Annotated in this window: 15 protein-coding genes; 13 read left to right on the top strand and 2 right to left on the bottom strand. The window is 66.9% G+C overall.

The genetic code is table 11. The annotated features are described in order from the left end of the window. The 6 genes from AC3QLZ_RS13990 to AC3QLZ_RS13965 all read left to right on the top strand — a co-directional run bounded on the left by AC3QLZ_RS13990 (position 1) and on the right by AC3QLZ_RS13965 (position 6,941). A complete protein-coding gene (locus AC3QLZ_RS13990; protein WP_014236487.1) occupies positions 1-1,545 on the top strand; it encodes a hypothetical protein in 1,545 nt (514 codons plus the stop codon). Continuing rightward, a complete protein-coding gene (locus AC3QLZ_RS13985; protein ID WP_014236486.1) occupies positions 1,542-2,141 on the top strand; it encodes a hypothetical protein in 600 nt (199 codons plus the stop codon). The genes AC3QLZ_RS13990 and AC3QLZ_RS13985 overlap by 4 nt, the downstream gene beginning before the upstream one ends. A gap of 18 nt (positions 2,142-2,159) precedes the next feature. Next, entirely contained in the window at positions 2,160-2,663 is a 504-nt protein-coding gene (locus AC3QLZ_RS13980; protein WP_014236485.1) for a hypothetical protein, read from the top strand. A gap of 3 nt (positions 2,664-2,666) precedes the next feature. After that, positions 2,667-4,823, top strand: coding sequence for an L-type lectin family protein (locus AC3QLZ_RS13975; protein ID WP_014236484.1), 2,157 nt, complete (start codon positions 2,667-2,669; stop codon positions 4,821-4,823). After that, the gene (locus AC3QLZ_RS13970) at positions 4,820-5,536 is read left to right on the top strand and encodes a type II secretion system protein (RefSeq protein WP_014236483.1); all 717 of its coding nucleotides are present in this window, start codon (positions 4,820-4,822) and stop codon (positions 5,534-5,536) included. Before AC3QLZ_RS13975 ends, AC3QLZ_RS13970 begins: the two co-directional genes overlap by 4 nt. An 88-nt stretch (positions 5,537-5,624) precedes the next feature. Further along, positions 5,625-6,941 (top strand): adenylate/guanylate cyclase domain-containing protein, encoded by a 1,317-nt coding sequence (locus AC3QLZ_RS13965; RefSeq protein WP_014236482.1) that lies wholly within the window; start codon positions 5,625-5,627, stop codon positions 6,939-6,941. Here AC3QLZ_RS13965 and AC3QLZ_RS13960 read toward each other — a convergent pair. Further along, positions 6,931-8,634, bottom strand: a complete 1,704-nt coding sequence (locus AC3QLZ_RS13960) for an ATP-binding protein (RefSeq protein ID WP_014236481.1) — start codon at positions 8,632-8,634, stop codon at positions 6,931-6,933. The genes AC3QLZ_RS13965 and AC3QLZ_RS13960 overlap by 11 nt on opposite strands. Before the next feature lie 168 nt (positions 8,635-8,802). On the opposite strand from AC3QLZ_RS13960, the gene AC3QLZ_RS13955 reads away from it, so the two are divergent. Next, positions 8,803-9,480, top strand: coding sequence for a prepilin-type N-terminal cleavage/methylation domain-containing protein (locus tag AC3QLZ_RS13955; RefSeq protein ID WP_014236480.1), 678 nt, complete (start codon positions 8,803-8,805; stop codon positions 9,478-9,480). A gap of 45 nt (positions 9,481-9,525) precedes the next feature. Here the strand turns inward: AC3QLZ_RS13955 and AC3QLZ_RS13950 are convergent, their stop codons facing one another. Continuing rightward, positions 9,526-11,493, bottom strand: coding sequence for a monovalent cation:proton antiporter family protein (locus AC3QLZ_RS13950; RefSeq protein WP_014236479.1), 1,968 nt, complete (start codon positions 11,491-11,493; stop codon positions 9,526-9,528). Between the two features lie 103 nt (positions 11,494-11,596). On the opposite strand from AC3QLZ_RS13950, the gene AC3QLZ_RS13945 reads away from it, so the two are divergent. The 6 genes from AC3QLZ_RS13945 to AC3QLZ_RS13920 all read left to right on the top strand — a co-directional run bounded on the left by AC3QLZ_RS13945 (position 11,597) and on the right by AC3QLZ_RS13920 (position 15,935). Then, entirely contained in the window at positions 11,597-12,586 is a 990-nt protein-coding gene (locus AC3QLZ_RS13945) for a KpsF/GutQ family sugar-phosphate isomerase (protein ID WP_014236478.1), read from the top strand. Then, on the top strand, positions 12,586-13,098 hold the full coding sequence (locus AC3QLZ_RS13940) for a KdsC family phosphatase (protein WP_014236477.1): 513 nt from the start codon (positions 12,586-12,588) through the stop codon (positions 13,096-13,098). The genes AC3QLZ_RS13945 and AC3QLZ_RS13940 overlap by 1 nt, the downstream gene beginning before the upstream one ends. Beyond that, the gene (gene lptC, locus AC3QLZ_RS13935; protein WP_014236476.1) at positions 13,095-13,685 is read left to right on the top strand and encodes an LPS export ABC transporter periplasmic protein LptC; all 591 of its coding nucleotides are present in this window, start codon (positions 13,095-13,097) and stop codon (positions 13,683-13,685) included. Before AC3QLZ_RS13940 ends, lptC begins: the two co-directional genes overlap by 4 nt. Before the next feature lies 1 nt (position 13,686). After that, positions 13,687-14,295, top strand: a complete 609-nt coding sequence (gene lptA, locus AC3QLZ_RS13930; RefSeq protein WP_014236475.1) for a lipopolysaccharide transport periplasmic protein LptA — start codon at positions 13,687-13,689, stop codon at positions 14,293-14,295. 6 nt (positions 14,296-14,301) lie between these two features. Then, complete coding sequence (locus AC3QLZ_RS13925) at positions 14,302-15,078, top strand: enoyl-CoA hydratase (RefSeq protein WP_014236474.1); 777 nt, start codon at positions 14,302-14,304, stop codon at positions 15,076-15,078. A 281-nt stretch (positions 15,079-15,359) separates the two neighbouring features. Continuing rightward, the gene (locus tag AC3QLZ_RS13920) at positions 15,360-15,935 is read left to right on the top strand and encodes a phasin family protein (protein ID WP_014236473.1); all 576 of its coding nucleotides are present in this window, start codon (positions 15,360-15,362) and stop codon (positions 15,933-15,935) included. Positions 15,936-16,098: the final 163 nt, after the last annotated feature.

The following is a 16,098-nucleotide window of genomic DNA, read 5'->3' as shown; positions in this document are numbered from 1 at the left end:
ATGCCCCAGCGCCATCTCCTCTACCTCTCCGCCCACCAGCTTTCGGCCCATGCCTGGAAGGGCGGCCGCCTGGACGCCCAGGCCAGCTTCCCCCATTCGGAGGAGGGCCTGGTGGCCTTCCGCCAGTACCTGGAAAAGCGTCGCCACGACCTTTTCTACCTCCTCATCAACGTGGCCGACGAAGGCTTCCAGCTGGACACCATCCCCTTCCTCCAGGGCAAGGACCGGGAAGCCGTGATCCAGCGCAAGCTGGGCCAGTATTTCTACAGCACCAACCTGAACATGGCCCAGCGCCTGGGCTTCGAGAAGAACCGGCGCAAGGACGAACGCCTGCTGCTGGCCGGCTTCACCAACCCGGCCCAGATCATGCCGTGGACGGCCCTGATCCAGTCCCTGGGCGTGCCCCTGGTGGGCATCTACTCCCTGCCCCTGCTCGGCCCCCAACTGCTGAAAAAGCTGCAGCCCGGCCCGGCCCCCTGCCTGATGCTGACGGTGCAGGATCACAGCCTGCGCCAGAGCTTCTTCGACAAGGGCGAACTGCACTTCTCGCGCCTGGTGCCCCTGCACGATTCCAGCATCCACGGCATCGGCCACGCCATGGCGGCGGAGGCGGCCAAGATGCACCAGTACCTGACCAGCCAGCGCCTGCTGGCCCGGGGCCAGTCCCTGCAGGCCCTGGCCCTGGTCCATCCCCAGGCGGTGCGGGCGGTGCAGGAAGCCTGCAGCGACAGCCCGGCCGTCACCTTCCGCATCGTCGGCAACGACGAGGCCGCCCGCCTCATCGGCCTGGCCGATGCCCCGGAGGACAGCCGCAGCGAAGCCCTGTTCCTGCACCTGCTGGCCGTCCAGACGCCGGCCCAGCAGTTCGCGCCGCCGCCCCTGCGCCACGACTACCGGGTGTGGCAGCTCAAGGCCCTGCTCTCTTCCGGCGGGCTGCTGGTCTTCCTCGCCTGCCTGCTTTTCGCCGGCAAGCAGCTGTACGACGCCAGCCGCCTCGGCAGCGAACGGGCCGCCATCCAGGCCCAGGCCGACAGCGCGGCCCAGCGCTATGCGGAACTGGCCAGGACCTTCCCGCCCATGCCGGTGGACAACGACACCCTGCGCCAGGTCATCAACCGTTACCAGGCCATGGAACGGCAGCCCACCACCCCGCGAGACTTTTACCTGCTGCTCAGCCGGGCTCTGGAAGCAACGCCCCAGGTGGAACTGGAGACCATCGCCTGGCAGCGGGGCGGCACCAGCGCCGGAGGCAATGGCAACGCCACTGCCGCGGCGGCAGCGCCGGGCGAGGGGGACGAGAGCGCCCTGGTGCGGGGCAGCATTCCCTCCGGCCCGCAGGCCAATCCGCGCCAGGTGCTGGCCATTTTCGAGCGTTTCCTGGCGGCCCTGCGGCAGCAGCCCGGCCTGCAGGTGAATGTGCAGCAGCAACCGTTCGACGTGGAATCGGGCAAGTCCCTCAAGGGCGGCAGCAGCAGCGACGATGCCCCGGCCAGCGCCGAGCCCCGTCATTTCGTCGTGCAGATCGTGCATCGGGTGACGCCATGAAACTGACCACAGCCGACTGGCGCAAGCTGCGCCTCAGCCTGGTGATCTTCGTCCTCTTCTGCCTCGGCGGCGCCGTCCTGGTGCTCTTTTCCCTGGAGCAGCAGCAACAGGCCCGCCGCCTGCTGGCAACGGCCCAGGCCCACAACGCCCAGGCCCAGGCCAAGCTGAAGCAGGTACGGGAAGAGGAAAGCGAGATCAAGCTCAAGGCCGCCCTCTTCAGCAACCTGGCCGCCCGCGGCGTCATCGGCGAGGAACAGCGCCTGGACTGGGTCGAGCTGCTGCGGGACATCCGCAACAACCGGCGCCTGCTGGACATCCAGTACGAGTTCTCGCCCCAGCAGCCCCTGGGCAACGGCCAGGGGCCGTGGAGCTTCCAGGTCAGTTCCATGCGCCTGCAACTGCAGCTGCTGCATGAGGAGGATCTGCTCAACGTCCTCGCCGACCTGCGCAACACGGCCAAGGCCCAGGTCCTGGTGCGCAGTTGCGAAGTCAGCCGGCAGCCCCGCCCCCCGGGCGACAGCACCGGTCTGCACGCCAACCTCAAGGCCCAGTGCCTGCTGGACTGGATCACCCTGCGAGGCCCCCAAACCCGCTGAGACGGGGAGGAACCTGCCATGAACGCCCATTCCCTGCGCCCTCCCCAAGCCGCCCGCCCCGGCGCCCGCCTGGCCAGGCTCGCCGGCCTGCTCCTGGCCCTGGGCACGGCCGCCTCGCCGCTCCTGGCCGACGAAGCCCTGGGCCGCCTCTTCTTCACGCCGGAACGGCGCCAGGCCCTGGAGCGCCAGCGGCTGTACAACATCCAGGACACCAGCCACGCCACAGAGGAGCCGGTGGTGACCCTCAACGGCATCGTGCGCCGCTCCAGCGGCAAGGGCTCGGCCTGGATCAACGGCATGGTCCAGCACGACCGGGAGGACATCAGCGGCCTGCAGGTCCGGCCCGATGGCCGCCACCCGGGCCGCGCCACCCTGAAGGACCTGGGCAACGACAGCAGCACCAGCCTCGGCGTCGGCGACTCCCATCGCCGCGGCAGCAACGAATCCGCCGGCCTGCTGCCCGATGGCAGCGTGCTGCGGGTCCATCCCGCTCCCGCCGGCAGGCGCCCTGCGGCGCCCTGAGCCGTGGCCCGCCACCCCGCTCCCGCCTGCCGTCAGCGCGGCGCCGCCCTGCTGGCGTTCTTCCTCATCGTCTTCGTGCTCGGGGCCTACGGCCTTTACCGGCACCTGACCGCCGTCTCCAGTAATCCCCAGGTCCGGGCGGAAGCCTCCATGGCGGCCCTGGCCCAGGCCCGGGAAGCCCTGCTCGGCTTCGCCGCCACCTACGACCAGCGCAACAGCGGCCAGGTCTTCGGCCAGCTGCCGTGCCCCGACACCAACAACGACGGCGAGGCCGAAGCCAGTTGCGGCACCGCCGGCACCACCGTGGTCGGCCTCCTGCCGTGGAAAACCCTGGGCCTGCCGATGCTGCAGGATGAAGGCGGGGAATGCCTGTGGTACGCCGTCGGCCGCTTCAAGAACAGCCCCAAGAGCACGCCCCTCAACTGGGACAGCCAGGGCCAGTTCGCCGTGCGCAGCAGCGACGGCAGCCAGATCCTGACCGAGCCGGAGAACGCCGAGGGCGGCGCCGTCGCTGTTCTCTTCGCCCCCGGCATCGCCCTGGGCGGCCAGCACCGCAGCGGCGGCAGCGGCGCCTGCCCCGGCGGCGACAGCCCCAATGCGGCCAACTATCTGGACGGCAACTACAGTTTCGGCGGCGGCGCCAGTCTCAGCCTGACCCAGGGCACCCCGGGCAGCACCTCCAACAATGACCTGCTGCTGTGGCTCAGCCCCCGGGACATTTTCCAGCGCATCAAGCAGCGCAGCGATTTTCCGAGCCGCATCGACACCCTGATGGCAGGCCTGAAGTCCGCGCTGGATGCGGCTCCCAGCCTGCCGACCGGGGACGCCTCGAGCGACGGACTGCAGCGCCTGCCGGCCGCCTTCGATTTCAGCGCCAGCCTCGGCAGTGGCGACGAGGAGTTCCGCCGCCACTGGGACAACCAGCTGCGTTACCTCAACTGCGGCAGCGACGGCTGCCTCACGGTGCGGGGCAAGCCCTGCCGGGGCGCCCTCATTTTCACCGGGGAACGGGCCGCCACAGGCCCCCGCACCGCCACGGAAGGCGCTTCTGCCTCCAGCTTCCTGGCCGCCGCCAACATCGCCGCGGCCACGGCCACCGACGCGGCCGCCCGCCAGTTCCCCCTGCCCCAGGCCCTGGCCGCCTACGACAAGAGCCAGCCCGCCGGCGACGTGGTGCTGTGCCTGAAGGAGAGCGTCACCCTCAATTTCAGCAACGACCTGGGCGCCGCCACCGCCATCCGCAACGAGCTTGCCAGCGGCAACCCCACCCTTGCCGTGGACAGCGGCGCCGGCACCGCCACCCTGGGCACCAGCGACGTGCCTATCGGCAGCCCGCCCAACCTGCGTTACGGCTGCCTCTGGTTCAACCAGGTGGTGCGCTTCGGCAGCGGCCTGCGGGCCTTTTTCGAGTACCGGGTACTGGACCTGGGTGACGGTTTCACCTTCACCATCGCCGACGCCGAGCGCAACCCGGATGCCTCCATGTGCGGTGCCCCGAACCAGCACCTGGGCTACTCCGGTGAGCCGACGCCGCCCACCGGCGTCACCCTGCGCCCCATCGCCCCGCCCAAGCTCGGCCTGGAGTTCGATTTCGTGCAAAACCTGGGATACAACGAGAGCAACAGCAACCACGCCTACGGCCGCCAGGATCCCCTGACCATCCGACACCTGGCCTTCACCTACTGGGGCTACCGGGAGGCCAACTGGTGGGCCGGCGTTGCCGAACCCCTGTGGGACGACAACGTGCACGGTTTCGGCAGCGGCAGCGGCGATTCCCCCCGCAACCCGGCCGCCCTCACCAGCGGTCTGGCCACGCCCGGCGGCCTGGCCCCCCTCGGGCAGCTGGTGCGCATCCGCCTGGAAATCAGCCGCAACTACGACAGCGGCGCCGGAGCCGGCACCTACGACCTGAAGGCCTGGGCCTTCCCCGCCAGCAATTCCCTCTGTTTCGTCGAGGACGTGGCCATGGCGGATCTCAGCACCACCTTCGCCCCCAATACCGCCGCCTGTTCGCCGCCCACCATCAGGGATACCATATCCATCAGCGATTTTTCAGGCAGCGAGTCCCTGCGCAACGTCCGGCTGGGTTTCACCACCGGCTTCGGCAGCGGCGGCCAGCTGATCCTGCTGCAAAACTTCAAGGCCCAGTTCATTCCATGAGCCCCCACCTGCGTCGTCCCCACGGCTTCACCCTGGTTGAACTGGCCATCGTCCTGGTCATCGTGGCCCTGCTCACCGGGGGCATGCTCTTTTCCCTGTCGGCCCAGACCGAAGTGCGGGACAACGGCGACACCAAGAAGCAGTTGCAGGACATCGGCGACGCCCTCATCGGCTATGCGGCCAGCCACTATTCGCTCAATGGCCAGCACCCCTATCTGCCCTGCCCGGACACGGATTACGACGGGGTGGAAGAGGCCCGCGACGGCAGCGGCGACTGCCCCAGCGCCGAGGGCGTGCTGCCGTGGAGCAGCCTGGGCCTGGGCCAGTACGACAGCTGGCGCAACCATTACCGCTACCGAGTGCACGCTAGTTTCAGCAACAGCAAGGTCGGATTCGTACTCGCCACTACAGCCGGCAACATCACGGTCTGCAGCGTCGCCTCGACCAGCAGCGGCTGTTCCGTGGCCAATTCCACCCTGGCCTCCGGCCTGCCGGCCCTAGTGCTCTCCCACGGCAAGAACGGCCTGGGCGCCATCAACGCCCAGGGCGCCGCCAACGGCGCCAGCAGCGATGCCGACGAGGTGGAAAATCACGATGGCGACAACGTCTTCGTCAGCCGGGCCGTCACCCAGCAGGGCTTCGATGACCAGGTGCTGTGGCTGTCGCCCAATCTCCTGTTCAACCGCCTGATCGCCGCCGGCCGTTCCCTGTGAGGAAATGACAGCTTCAAGCATTGACCGGCCCCGGCCCCAACTGCCACACTCAGACCATCCGCCCACGCCTTCGCATCGACCCCGGCCCATGTCCTCCGACTCCTTCTTCCATTCCTTCCGCGACGTCGGCCTCTCGGCCAACGACAGCGAGGAAATGCGCCTCAACAAGTCCCTGCTGATTTTCGCCACGGGCCTCATCAGCGCCGCCTCCATGCTCTGGCTGCTGCTCTACTGGCAACTGGGGCCGCGCTTCTCCTCCACCATCCCCTTCATCTTCCAGCTGCTGCTCACCGGCAACCTGTTGCTCTACTTCAAGACCCGCAATTTCACCCTGTTCCGCACCACCCAGCTGGGGCTGTTCCTGTTCATGCCCTTCGTTGCCCAGTGGAGCATGGGCAACTTCATCACCGCCTCGGGCATCAGCCTGTGGGGCCTGCTGGCGCCCATCGGCGCCATCCTGTTTTTCGGCGTGCGGGAATCCCTGGCCTGGTTCATCGCCTACCTGTTCCTCACCGCCCTCTCCGGCTTCTTCGACTTCTACCTGGCCGACATGGCGGCCATGGAAGCCAGCCACGTGCCCCTGCGCACCAGCATCTTCTTCTTCGCCCTCAACTTTGCCGCCGTCTCCAGCATCGTCTATCTGCTGCTGCGTTTTGCCACCCTGGAGAAGCAGAAGCTGCAGGAACGCATGGTGGAGGCCCACGCCCTGCTCCAGGCGGAGCAGGAACGCTCGGAACGGCTGCTGCTGAACATCCTGCCGGGGGCCGTGGCGGAACGGCTGAAACACAGCAACCAGACCATCGCCGACGGCTTTGCCGATGTCACGGTGATGTTCGCCGACATCGTCAATTTCACCAAGGTGGCGGAGGGCCTGTCGCCCCAGCAGGTCTTCTCCATGCTCAACCGCATCTTCTCCTCCTTCGACGAACTGGCCGAAGCCTACGGCCTGGAGAAGATCAAGACCATCGGCGACGCCTACATGGTGGCCGGCGGCCTCAGCCAGGAGCGGGAGGAGTATTCCGACGCCATCGCCGACCTGGCCCTGGCCGTGCGCGATCTGCTGCACCGGGATTTCGAGGTGAACCGCATGCACCTGGAAGTGCGCATCGGCATCGGCACCGGGCCGGTGGTGGCCGGCGTGGTGGGCAAGAAAAAGTTCATCTACGATCTGTGGGGCGACACGGTCAATATCGCCAGCCGCATCACCACGGAAGGCGTGCCCGGCATGATCCAGGTGGATGAAACCACCTACCGTCGCCTGCGGGACCGCTACGATTTCTACGAGCCCCAGACCCTCTATCTCAAGGGCAAGGGCAACATGACGGTGTACCGGCTGGCCGGCAAGCGCAGCGACGGCGGCACCGGCAGCAGCCTCGGCGCCGTGCCGACCGAGGTCACCGGCTGAGGGGACGCAGGCTGAAGCACACCCGGCCCGGCTCGTTGGCGGCCAGGCACAGTTCGTAACCGCTCTCGGCCGCCAGGCGCCCGGCCTGGTAGAGACCGATGCCCAGCCCGTGGGCCGAGCTCACCGGCGCCCGCCCCAGTTCCGCCGCCAGCTCCGGCGGCACCGGACTGCCCGAATCCTCCACCTGCAGCTCCAGACCCGCCCCGTCCGCCCCGGGCAGCAGGCGTGCCTCGATGCGCAGGTCCATTTCCCTGGCGGCCTTGCTCAGGGCGTTCTGCAGCAGGTTCTCCGCCACCATGTCGAACAGCCCGGCAGGCAGGGGCTGCTCGCCCCCGCGCCAAGCAGTAAAGGTCACTGCCTCGCCGCTGTAGCGCTGGCCCAGGGCCGTCCACCAGCTGCCGGCAGCAGGCTCCTCACCATCGGCGGCGGGCCGCTGCTCCAGCTTGTCCAGGGCCTGGCGCAGGCGCTGGGTAATCAGGGGCAGCTGGCGCTGCATCAGGGCCTGGAAAGCCTCGGCATCGTCCGCTTCCGCCTGTTCGGCCGCATGGCAGAGATTGGTCAGGGACTGCAGCAGGTTTTTCACGTCGTGGGTGAGACGGGCGCCCGTCTCGTGCACGGCCTGGATGTAGCTCATCTGCTGCAGGGCCCGGCCTCGCAGCTTGGCCAGGTAGAACTCGGCCAGCAGCCGTAGCAGCAGATGAAAATGCAGCATCAGGGCCGGCGACAGCTTGTGCCGGGTGAACAGGGTCACGTTCAGGGGCGGACATTCGAAGCGCTGGGAGAAGGCGCCGTCGGCCAGCCCGAAGGCGCCGTGCCGGTGCTCCGCCGCCCAGGTGCCGCCCAGGACCCAGGGCAGGGCCAGCATCTCCTCCAGGGTCTGGCCGAGGAAACGTTCCGGATCGACCTCGAACTCGGCATGGTAGGTGAGGCGCCGCATCCACTGCTCGAAGGGCAGGGCCACGCTCAGGACGTAACGGGAAAAAAGCACGCCGAAGCCGGAAAAGCCGCCCCGGGGGTCCCAGGCCCAGGCCAGCAGGAACAGCAGGCCGGCCATGATGAACACGGTGGAGGCCACTGCCACACCATAGCCGCTGCGGTCGAGCAGCATGAAGGCCAGGGTGCCCAGCACCAGCACGGCCAGCAGGAGAAAGACGAACAGGCTGTAGACGAAGTCCACCATTTCGGCCCGGCGCGGGGGCGCTTCCTCCCGGGAGCGGGGCCACACCAGCATGGACAGCAGCAGCAGAGGCAGGGCGTAGATGAACACGGGGCTGAGGGCCGGATCCACGGCCATTTCCCGGGGCACCACCTGGGGCACCTGCCAGGCCAGCAGGGCGCCCAGCAGATAGCCGAAGGCCAGGAGCAGGAAAATGCGCTGGCGCCGGCGGCGGACAAAGAGGACCCGGCCGCCCACCAGGGCCGAGAGGATGGCGGTCCAGAAGATCAGCAGCCAGTCGTTGAGGCCCAGGGTCAGCAGCAGGATGCCGGCTCCCATCAGGGCCAGTTCGGCCACGCTGAGTCGACGGCCGGTTTCGACGAAAGGCTGCCAGAGGATCAGCAGGCCGATGTGGGCCAGCCACAGGCCCCGCCCCCAGGGCTGCTCCGGCCCCACCGCGAGGGCCACGTGGTAGAGGCCGAGGAGCGCCACCAGCAGGCTCTCTGGGCCCAGGGCAAGACGGGTTCTGGCTAGCACGGACACTCCCGCGACAGGAACGGGTGACGATTCTCCGACGGGAGCGTCAAGAATTTGACACTTTTCAGCGCTTTCCCGTCAGAATTGCACCCATAATGCCTTCCAGGCCCATGGCATATGATGTGCTTGGAAAAAGCAGACACATTTTCAAATTGGAAGGAGACCGCCATGTCCGCACGCCAAAAAGGCTTCACCCTGGTTGAGATTGCCATTGTACTCGTCATCATCGGCCTGCTTCTGGGCGGGGTGCTGAAGGGTCAGGAACTGATCAACAGCGCCAAGGTGAAAAATTTCATCAACGACTTCAAGACCGTCCCCCTCTTCATCTACGGCTACCAGGACAAGTACCGGGCGCTGCCGGGCGACGACCGGGACGTGGCCACCCACCTGGGTTCCGCCGCCACCAACGCCAGCGTGACCCTGCTCACCGTCACCTCCACCACCCAGGGTAACGGCCGCATCGAAGGCAACTACAACTCCACCACGGCCACCGACGAGAGCGTCGCCTTCTGGCAACAGGTGCGCCTGGCCAACCTGGCGGCCGGCAATGCCAACTTCACCGATCCGGCTGCCGCCATGCCCACCAACGCCGACGGCGGGCGCCTGGGCATCCAGAGCACCAGCCCCATCACCGGCATGACCGGCTCCTACTTTGTCTGTTCCGAAGGCATCCAGGGCAAGTTCGCCAAGCAGATCGACATCACCCTGGACGACGGCAACACCGCCACCGGCTCCGTGCGCGTGGCTTCCGGTACCTATGCCGGCACCGCCCTGACCGCCGTGCCCACCACCGGCACCGGCGGCATCGAGGACAACAACACCTACATCGTCTGCACCGCCTTCTAAGGCAGCTTCACCAAGAAAAAAGGCGCCTGCGGGCGCCTTTTTTTGTCAGCCCTTGAGCAGGCGCAGTTCCGCCGCTTCCAGGCTGGCGACCGAGCCCAGCAGCACCACCACGTCCCCTTCCCGGAAGCGGGTTTCCGGCAGGGGTTCCAGGGCCCGGATGTCGCGCCGGCGCACGGCGCTGATCTCGACGCCGAAATAGGCCAGATTCAGTTCCTCCAGGCTGCGCCCCACGGCATAGGCGCCGGCCCCCAGGGCCACCGAATGCAGGCGGAACTGCTGGGTTTCGCTGAGGTCGCTGTCCCGGTCGGAAAGACCGTGGAAGAAGCCCCGCAGCAGGCGATAACGCTGGCCCCGGATGTCCCGGATCATCTTCAGCACCCGGTTCATCGGCACCCCGAGCAGCACCAGGGCATGGGAAGCCAGCATGATGCTGGCCTCCAGGGATTCGGGCACAACTTCCGCCGCCCCCGCCCGGCTCAGGGTGTCCATGTCGGACTCGTCGATGGTCCGCACCACCACCGGCAGGTCCGGCTTCAGCTCCTGCACATGGTGCAGCACTTTTTCTGCAGCGATGGTGTTGGCGAAGCTGACGATGACCACGCTGGCCCGGGAAACCCCGGCCGCCACCAGGGTCTCGCGCCGGGCGGCATCGCCATAGACCACCGTCTCGCCGGCCGCCGCCGCCTCCCGCACCCGTTCCGGGTCCAGGTCCAGGGCCACGTAGGAAATGTTCTCCCGGGACAGGAAGCGGGCCAGGTACTGGCCGCTGCGGCCGAAGCCGCAGATGATGGCGTGCTTCTCCGTACTCATGGTCTGGGCCGCGATCTTGGTCAGCTCCATGGAACGCATCAGCCACTCGCTGGCGGCGAAGCGCAGCACCAGCTTGTCGCTGTAGAGCACGATCAGGGGCGCCAGCAGCAGGGACAGCACCAGGGCCGTCAGCACCACCTGCAGCACGGCCTCCGGCACCAGGCTGGAGGCGCTGATTTCGGTCAGCAGCACAAAGCCGAATTCACCGCCGGCGCACAGCCACAGGCCGACCCGCATGGCGTTGCCCGGCGTCGCCCCGAAGCTGCGGGAGAGGGCGGCGATCAGGCCGAACTTGCCCAGCAGCAGGATGGCCAGGGCCAGCAGCACCCAGGGCAGGTAGTCGAGCACGGCCCCCACGTCCAGGAGCATGCCCACGGTGACGAAGAAGAGCCCCATCAGCACGTCGCGGAAGGGCTTGATGTCCTCCTCCACCTGGTAGCGGTACTCGGTTTCCGAAATCAGCATGCCGGCGACGAAGGCCCCCAGGGCCAGGGAGAGGCCGGCCATTTCGGTGATGTGGGCCAGCCCCAGGGTGATGAGCAGCACATTGAGCATGAACAGCTCGGCGGACTTGCCCCGGGCAACGATGTAGAACCAGCGCCGCATCAGCTTCTGCCCGAGGAACAGCACCAGGCTCAGCACCACCGCCGCCTTGCCCATGGCCCAGGCGATCTCCAGGGCCATTTCCCCCGGCGGCCGGGAAAAGGCGGGAATCAGGATCAGCAGGGGCACCACCGCCAGATCCTGGAACAGCAGCACGCCGATGACGTCGCGACCGTGGGGCGATTCCAGCTCCAGGCGTTCGGCCAGCAGCTTGGACAGCACGGCGGTGGAGGACATGGCGAAGACGCCGCCCAGGGCCACCCCGGCCTGCCAGCCCAGGCCGGTGCCGACGCTGAGGCCGACGGCGAGGACGATGGTCAGCAGCACCTGCATCAGCCCCAGGCCGAACACCACCCGTTTCATGGCGTAGAGCTTGGGCAGGGAGAATTCCAGGCCGATGGAGAACATCAGGAACACCACCCCGAATTCGGCCAGGTGCTCGGCGCCGCTCACATCCTTGATGAAGTTCAGGGCATGGGGGCCGATGAGCACGCCCACCAGGAGATAGCCCAGGATCGGCGGCAGCCCGAGGCGACGGAACAGGGTCACCACCAGGACGGCAGCGGCAAGCAGCAGCAGGACCAGTTGCAGGGAATTCATGGGCCGATAGGGGGAAGGCGGGCGGATGGGCGGAAAACCGCGCCCCGCCGGGCTTCACTGGCAGGGGTGGTATACTTCGCACAATCATAACCGCTGCCATCCCATGAACCAAACTTCCGCCCTCAACCCGGCCGCCGTGCTCGAACTGGCCCGCCAGGTCCTGCGCATCGAGGCCGATGCCGTCGCCGCCCTGAGCGAGCGGCTGGACGACGGCTTCCTGGACGCGGTCAGCCTCATCCTCAATTGCTCCGGCCGGGTCATCGTCAGCGGCATCGGCAAGTCTGGCCACGTGGGCCGCAAGATCGCCTCCACCCTGGCCAGCACCGGCACGCCGGCCTACTTCGTGCACCCGGCGGAAGCCAGCCACGGCGACCTGGGCATGATCCTGCGCCAGGACGTGCTGATCGCCCTCTCCAATTCCGGCGAAAGCGCCGAACTGCTGGCCATCGTCCCCATCATCAAGCGCCAGGGCGCCAAGCTCATCGCCATGACGGGCAATGCCCAGTCCTCCCTGGCCAAGGAGGCCGACGCCCATCTGGACGCAGCGGTGGCCCAGGAGGCCTGCCCCCTCAACCTGGCGCCGACGGCCAGCACCACCGCGGCCCTGGCCCTGGGCGACGCCCTGGCAGTGGCTCTGCTCGACGCCCGCGGTTTTGGCCCGGAAGACTTCGCCCGCTCCCATCCCGGCGGTTCCCTGGGCCGGCGCCTGCTGACCCATGTACGGGATGTCATGCGCGCCGGCGCGGCAGTGCCCCAGGTCTCCCCCCAGGCCAGCCTGGCCGAAGCCGTGCTGGCCATTTCCAAGGGCGGCCTCGGCATGACTGCGGTGGTGGATGCCCAGCAGCGCATCCAGGGCATCTTCACCGATGGCGACCTGCGCCGCGCCTTCGAACGGGACGTGGACCTCAAGTCGGTGCCCGTCACTGCCGTCATGACCGCCAATCCGCGCTGTATCGGGGTGGACAAGCTGGCGGTGGAAGCCGTGGAAATGATGGAGCGGCACAAGATCAACCAGCTCCTGGTGGCCGACAGCGAAGGCCGCCTGCAGGGCGCCCTCAACATGCACGACCTGTTCCAGGCCAAGGTGATCTGATGAGCGCCGCCACGAATCTCAAGCTGATGGCCTTCGATGTGGACGGCGTCCTCACCGACGGCGGCCTCTACTACACGGAAGACGGCAAGGAACTCAAGGTCTTCAACACCCTGGACGGCCACGGCCTGAAGATGTTGCAGAAATCCGGCGTGCGCCTGGCCATCATCACCGGGCGCAAGTCCGGCTGCGTCGCCGCCCGCGCCGCCAACTTGGGCATCGACCTGCTGTTCCAGGGCGTGGAGGACAAGCGCCAGGTCATGACCGAGCTGCTGCAGCGGGAAGGCCTGACCTTCGCCGAAGCCGGCTACATGGGCGACGATGTGGTGGACCTGCCCATCATGCGCGCCTGCGGCTTCTCCGCCGCCCCGGGCAACGCCCACGACTTCGTCAAGCGCCATGCCGGCTACGTCTGCCGCCAGCAGGGCGGCCATGGCGCCGTGCGTGAAGCCTGCGAACATCTCCTGCAGGAACGCGGCCAGCTGCAGGCCCTGCTCGACGCCTACCTGCAATGAAACGTCTGGAACGCTTCGCCAGCGCCCTCTTCCCCATCGTCCTGCTGGGCAGCCTGACTGCGGCCACCTTCTGGCTGGCCAAGGCCACCCAGCTGCCGGAGCCGGACCACAGCGGCAAGTTCCGTCACGACGTGGACTACTTCATCGACGACTTCACCATGAGCCGGATCGACAAGCAGGGCCATCTGCGCCATGTGATGACGGCCAAGCGCCTGGACCATTATCCGGACACGGACGAATCTGACGTCACCGCCCCGGTAGCCAAGTTCATCAAACCCGGACGCCCCGTGGTGACCATGAGCAGCGACTACGGGCACATCAACAGCGACGCCAGCGAAGTGCTCTTGAAGGACAACGTCCGCGTCGTCCGCGATGCAGCCAAGGACCGGGAAGCCATGGTGGCAACGGCACCGGACCTGACCATCTATCCGGATGCGGAAACCGCCAACACCAAGAGCCCGGTGCACGTGGTCCAGGGAAAATCCTGGCTCAAGGGCAGCGGCCTGCAGGTGGACAACGCCACCATGAATACCATCCTGGAATCCCGGGTCACCGGCCAATTCGCCAGCAAACATGAAAAGCGCTGACATGATCAATCGCCGCCTCGCCGCCCTCCTGGGCGCCCTCAGTCTTGCCGCCACCATGCCGGTCCACGCCGAAAAAGCGGACCGGGAAAAACCGGTGAACCTGGAAGCCGACCGGGTCACGGTGGACGACGCCAAGAAGGTCCACGTCTTTGACGGCAATGTCACCCTGACCCAGGGCACCCTGGTCATCCGCGGCGACCGTATCGTCGTCACCCAGGACGATGCCGGCTTCCAGAAGGGCGTAGCCACCGGCAACCCGGCCAAGTTCAAGCAGAAGCGGGAAGGCCGGGACGATTACGTGGAGGGCATCGCCCTGCGCATCGAGCACAACGCCAAGACGGAAAAGACCGAGCTTTACGACAAGGCCTGGGTCAAGAGCGGCCAGGACGAGGTCAAGGGTCACTACATCCAGTACGACTCCCTCACCGAGCAGTACCTGGTCACCGCCTCCAAGATGCCCGGCGAGGCCAGCCCCGGCGTGCCGCCGGGCCGGGTGCGGGCCATCATCCAGCCGAAGAACAAGGACACCGAAGCACAACAAGGAGCTACGGGGAGCCGGGAATCGCTCACCCTGAAGCCCGCCATTTCCCTACCATCGCGCAAGGAGTAAAGCCTCGTGACTTACGAGTACATCATCGCTGAAGCCAAGGGCCGCGTCGGCCTCATCACCCTCAACCGCCCCAAGGCCCTCAACGCCCTGTGCGACCCCCTGGTGGATGAACTGGGCGACGCCCTCACCGAATTCGAAGCCGACGAGAACATCGGCTGCATCGTCATCACCGGCTCCGACAAGGCCTTCGCCGCCGGCGCCGACATCAGCATGATGAAAGACTTCTCCTATATGGACGCCTACAAGGGCGACTACATCACCCGTAACTGGGAGAAGGTGAAGACCTGCCGCAAGCCCGTCATCGCCGCCGTTGCCGGCTACGCCCTGGGCGGCGGCTGCGAACTGGCCATGAGCTGCGACTTCATCATCGCCGCCGACAGCGCCCAGTTCGGCCAGCCCGAAGTGAAGCTGGGCATCCTGCCCGGCGCCGGCGGCACCCAGCGTCTGCCCCGTGCCGTGGGCAAGGCCAAGGCCATGGACCTGTGCCTGTCCGCCCGCATGATGGATGCCACCGAAGCCGAGCGCGCCGGCCTGGTCTCCCGCATCGTGCCCGCCGACAAGCTGCTGGAGGAAGCCCTCGGCGCCGCCGAGAAGATCGCCTCCTACTCCCTGCCGGTGGTGATGATGATCAAGGAGAACGTGAACCGGGCCTTCGAAAGCAGCCTCAATGAAGGCCTGCTCTTCGAGCGTCGCCAGTTCCATGCCGCCTTCGCCCTGGAAGACCAGAAGGAAGGCATGGCTGCCTTCGTCGAGAAGCGCAAGCCCGCCTTCAAGCATCGCTGATCCCACCTCCCGGGGCGCGCCGCCGCCCCGGGGCGCCCCCTCCGCGGCAGGCTCCCGCCCCGCCGCAAAGCCTCCATCCCCAGGCTCTCCCAACGACTGTTAAGCCACTGTTTTCAAAGCGAAGAAAATTTTTTGTGCGACGCACAAAAAATGCTTGACAGAAATCTGTCGCTCCCTATAATTGGCTCTACATGTTGCAGCGCAACAACCGGCCGCAGTCAGAAAAGCCAGTCCCGCCTTGCTCTGCGAGTGTTCCCACACTGACTTTCTAGGAGATGACCATGACCACTTTCGCTACCCCCGAGCAGTTCGCCGCCGCCAACAAGGCCACCGTTGATTCCCTGCTGGCCCTGGCCAACACCGCTTTCGCCAGCGCCGAGCGCATCGCCGCCCTGAACCTGCACACCGCCCGCGCCGTCATCGAAGACAGCGTCGCCAACACCAAGGCCCTGCTGGGTGCCAAGGATGCCCAGGAAGCCATCTCCCTGCAGGCCTCCATCGCCCAACCCAACGTCGAGAAGGCCGTGGCCTACTCCCGCAGCGTCTACGAAATCGCCGCCCAGACCCAGGAAGAACTGACCAAGGTCGTGGAAGCCCAGTTCAACGAATTCAACAAGAACGTGGCCGGCCTGCTGGACAAGGTTTCCAAGACCGCCCCCGCCGGTTCCGATGTGGCCGTGGCCGCCGTCAAGTCCGCCATCGCCGCTGCCAACTCCGCCTACGACAGCATGAACAAGGCTGCCAAGCAGGTTGCCGAAATCGCTGAAGCCAACGTGGCTGCCGCCACCAACGCTACCGTGAAGGCCGTCGGCGCCACTTCCGCCGCCGCCTCCGCTGCCAAGAAAAAGACCGCCTAAGGCGAACAGCACCGAAACCCCGGCCTTGCGCCGGGGTTTTTTTTCGTTGTCGCCGGCGACATGTGATGGTCATATAGTATTTGCTATACTGGCTTCATCCGGCGCCGCTGCCGAGGCAGTGGAATTCGACCCAAGGCCGTACTAACAACAATACCGGGCCGAT

The organism is Azospira sp. MPR-LB4 (genome assembly GCF_058809525.1).
The sequence above is the reverse complement of the archived record's forward strand: the minus strand, read 5'-3'. Positions and strand labels throughout refer to the sequence as shown.

What these genes read in the sequence shown, in the direction of transcription:
- AC3QLZ_RS13990 (WP_014236487.1), top strand. Translation starts at nt 1, where the DNA reads ATGCCCCAGCGCCATCTCCTCTACCTCTCCGCCCACCAGCTTTCGGCC.
- AC3QLZ_RS13985 (WP_014236486.1), top strand. Translation starts at nt 1,542, where the DNA reads ATGAAACTGACCACAGCCGACTGGCGCAAGCTGCGCCTCAGCCTGGTG.
- AC3QLZ_RS13980 (WP_014236485.1), top strand. Translation starts at nt 2,160, where the DNA reads ATGAACGCCCATTCCCTGCGCCCTCCCCAAGCCGCCCGCCCCGGCGCC.
- AC3QLZ_RS13970 (WP_014236483.1), top strand. Translation starts at nt 4,820, where the DNA reads ATGAGCCCCCACCTGCGTCGTCCCCACGGCTTCACCCTGGTTGAACTG.
- AC3QLZ_RS13965 (WP_014236482.1), top strand. Translation starts at nt 5,625, where the DNA reads ATGTCCTCCGACTCCTTCTTCCATTCCTTCCGCGACGTCGGCCTCTCG.
- AC3QLZ_RS13955 (WP_014236480.1), top strand. Translation starts at nt 8,803, where the DNA reads ATGTCCGCACGCCAAAAAGGCTTCACCCTGGTTGAGATTGCCATTGTA.
- AC3QLZ_RS13950 (WP_014236479.1), bottom strand. Translation starts at nt 11,493, where the DNA reads ATGAATTCCCTGCAACTGGTCCTGCTGCTGCTTGCCGCTGCCGTCCTG.
- AC3QLZ_RS13945 (WP_014236478.1), top strand. Translation starts at nt 11,597, where the DNA reads ATGAACCAAACTTCCGCCCTCAACCCGGCCGCCGTGCTCGAACTGGCC.
- AC3QLZ_RS13940 (WP_014236477.1), top strand. Translation starts at nt 12,586, where the DNA reads ATGAGCGCCGCCACGAATCTCAAGCTGATGGCCTTCGATGTGGACGGC.
- lptC (WP_014236476.1), top strand. Translation starts at nt 13,095, where the DNA reads ATGAAACGTCTGGAACGCTTCGCCAGCGCCCTCTTCCCCATCGTCCTG.
- lptA (WP_014236475.1), top strand. Translation starts at nt 13,687, where the DNA reads ATGATCAATCGCCGCCTCGCCGCCCTCCTGGGCGCCCTCAGTCTTGCC.
- AC3QLZ_RS13920 (WP_014236473.1), top strand. Translation starts at nt 15,360, where the DNA reads ATGACCACTTTCGCTACCCCCGAGCAGTTCGCCGCCGCCAACAAGGCC.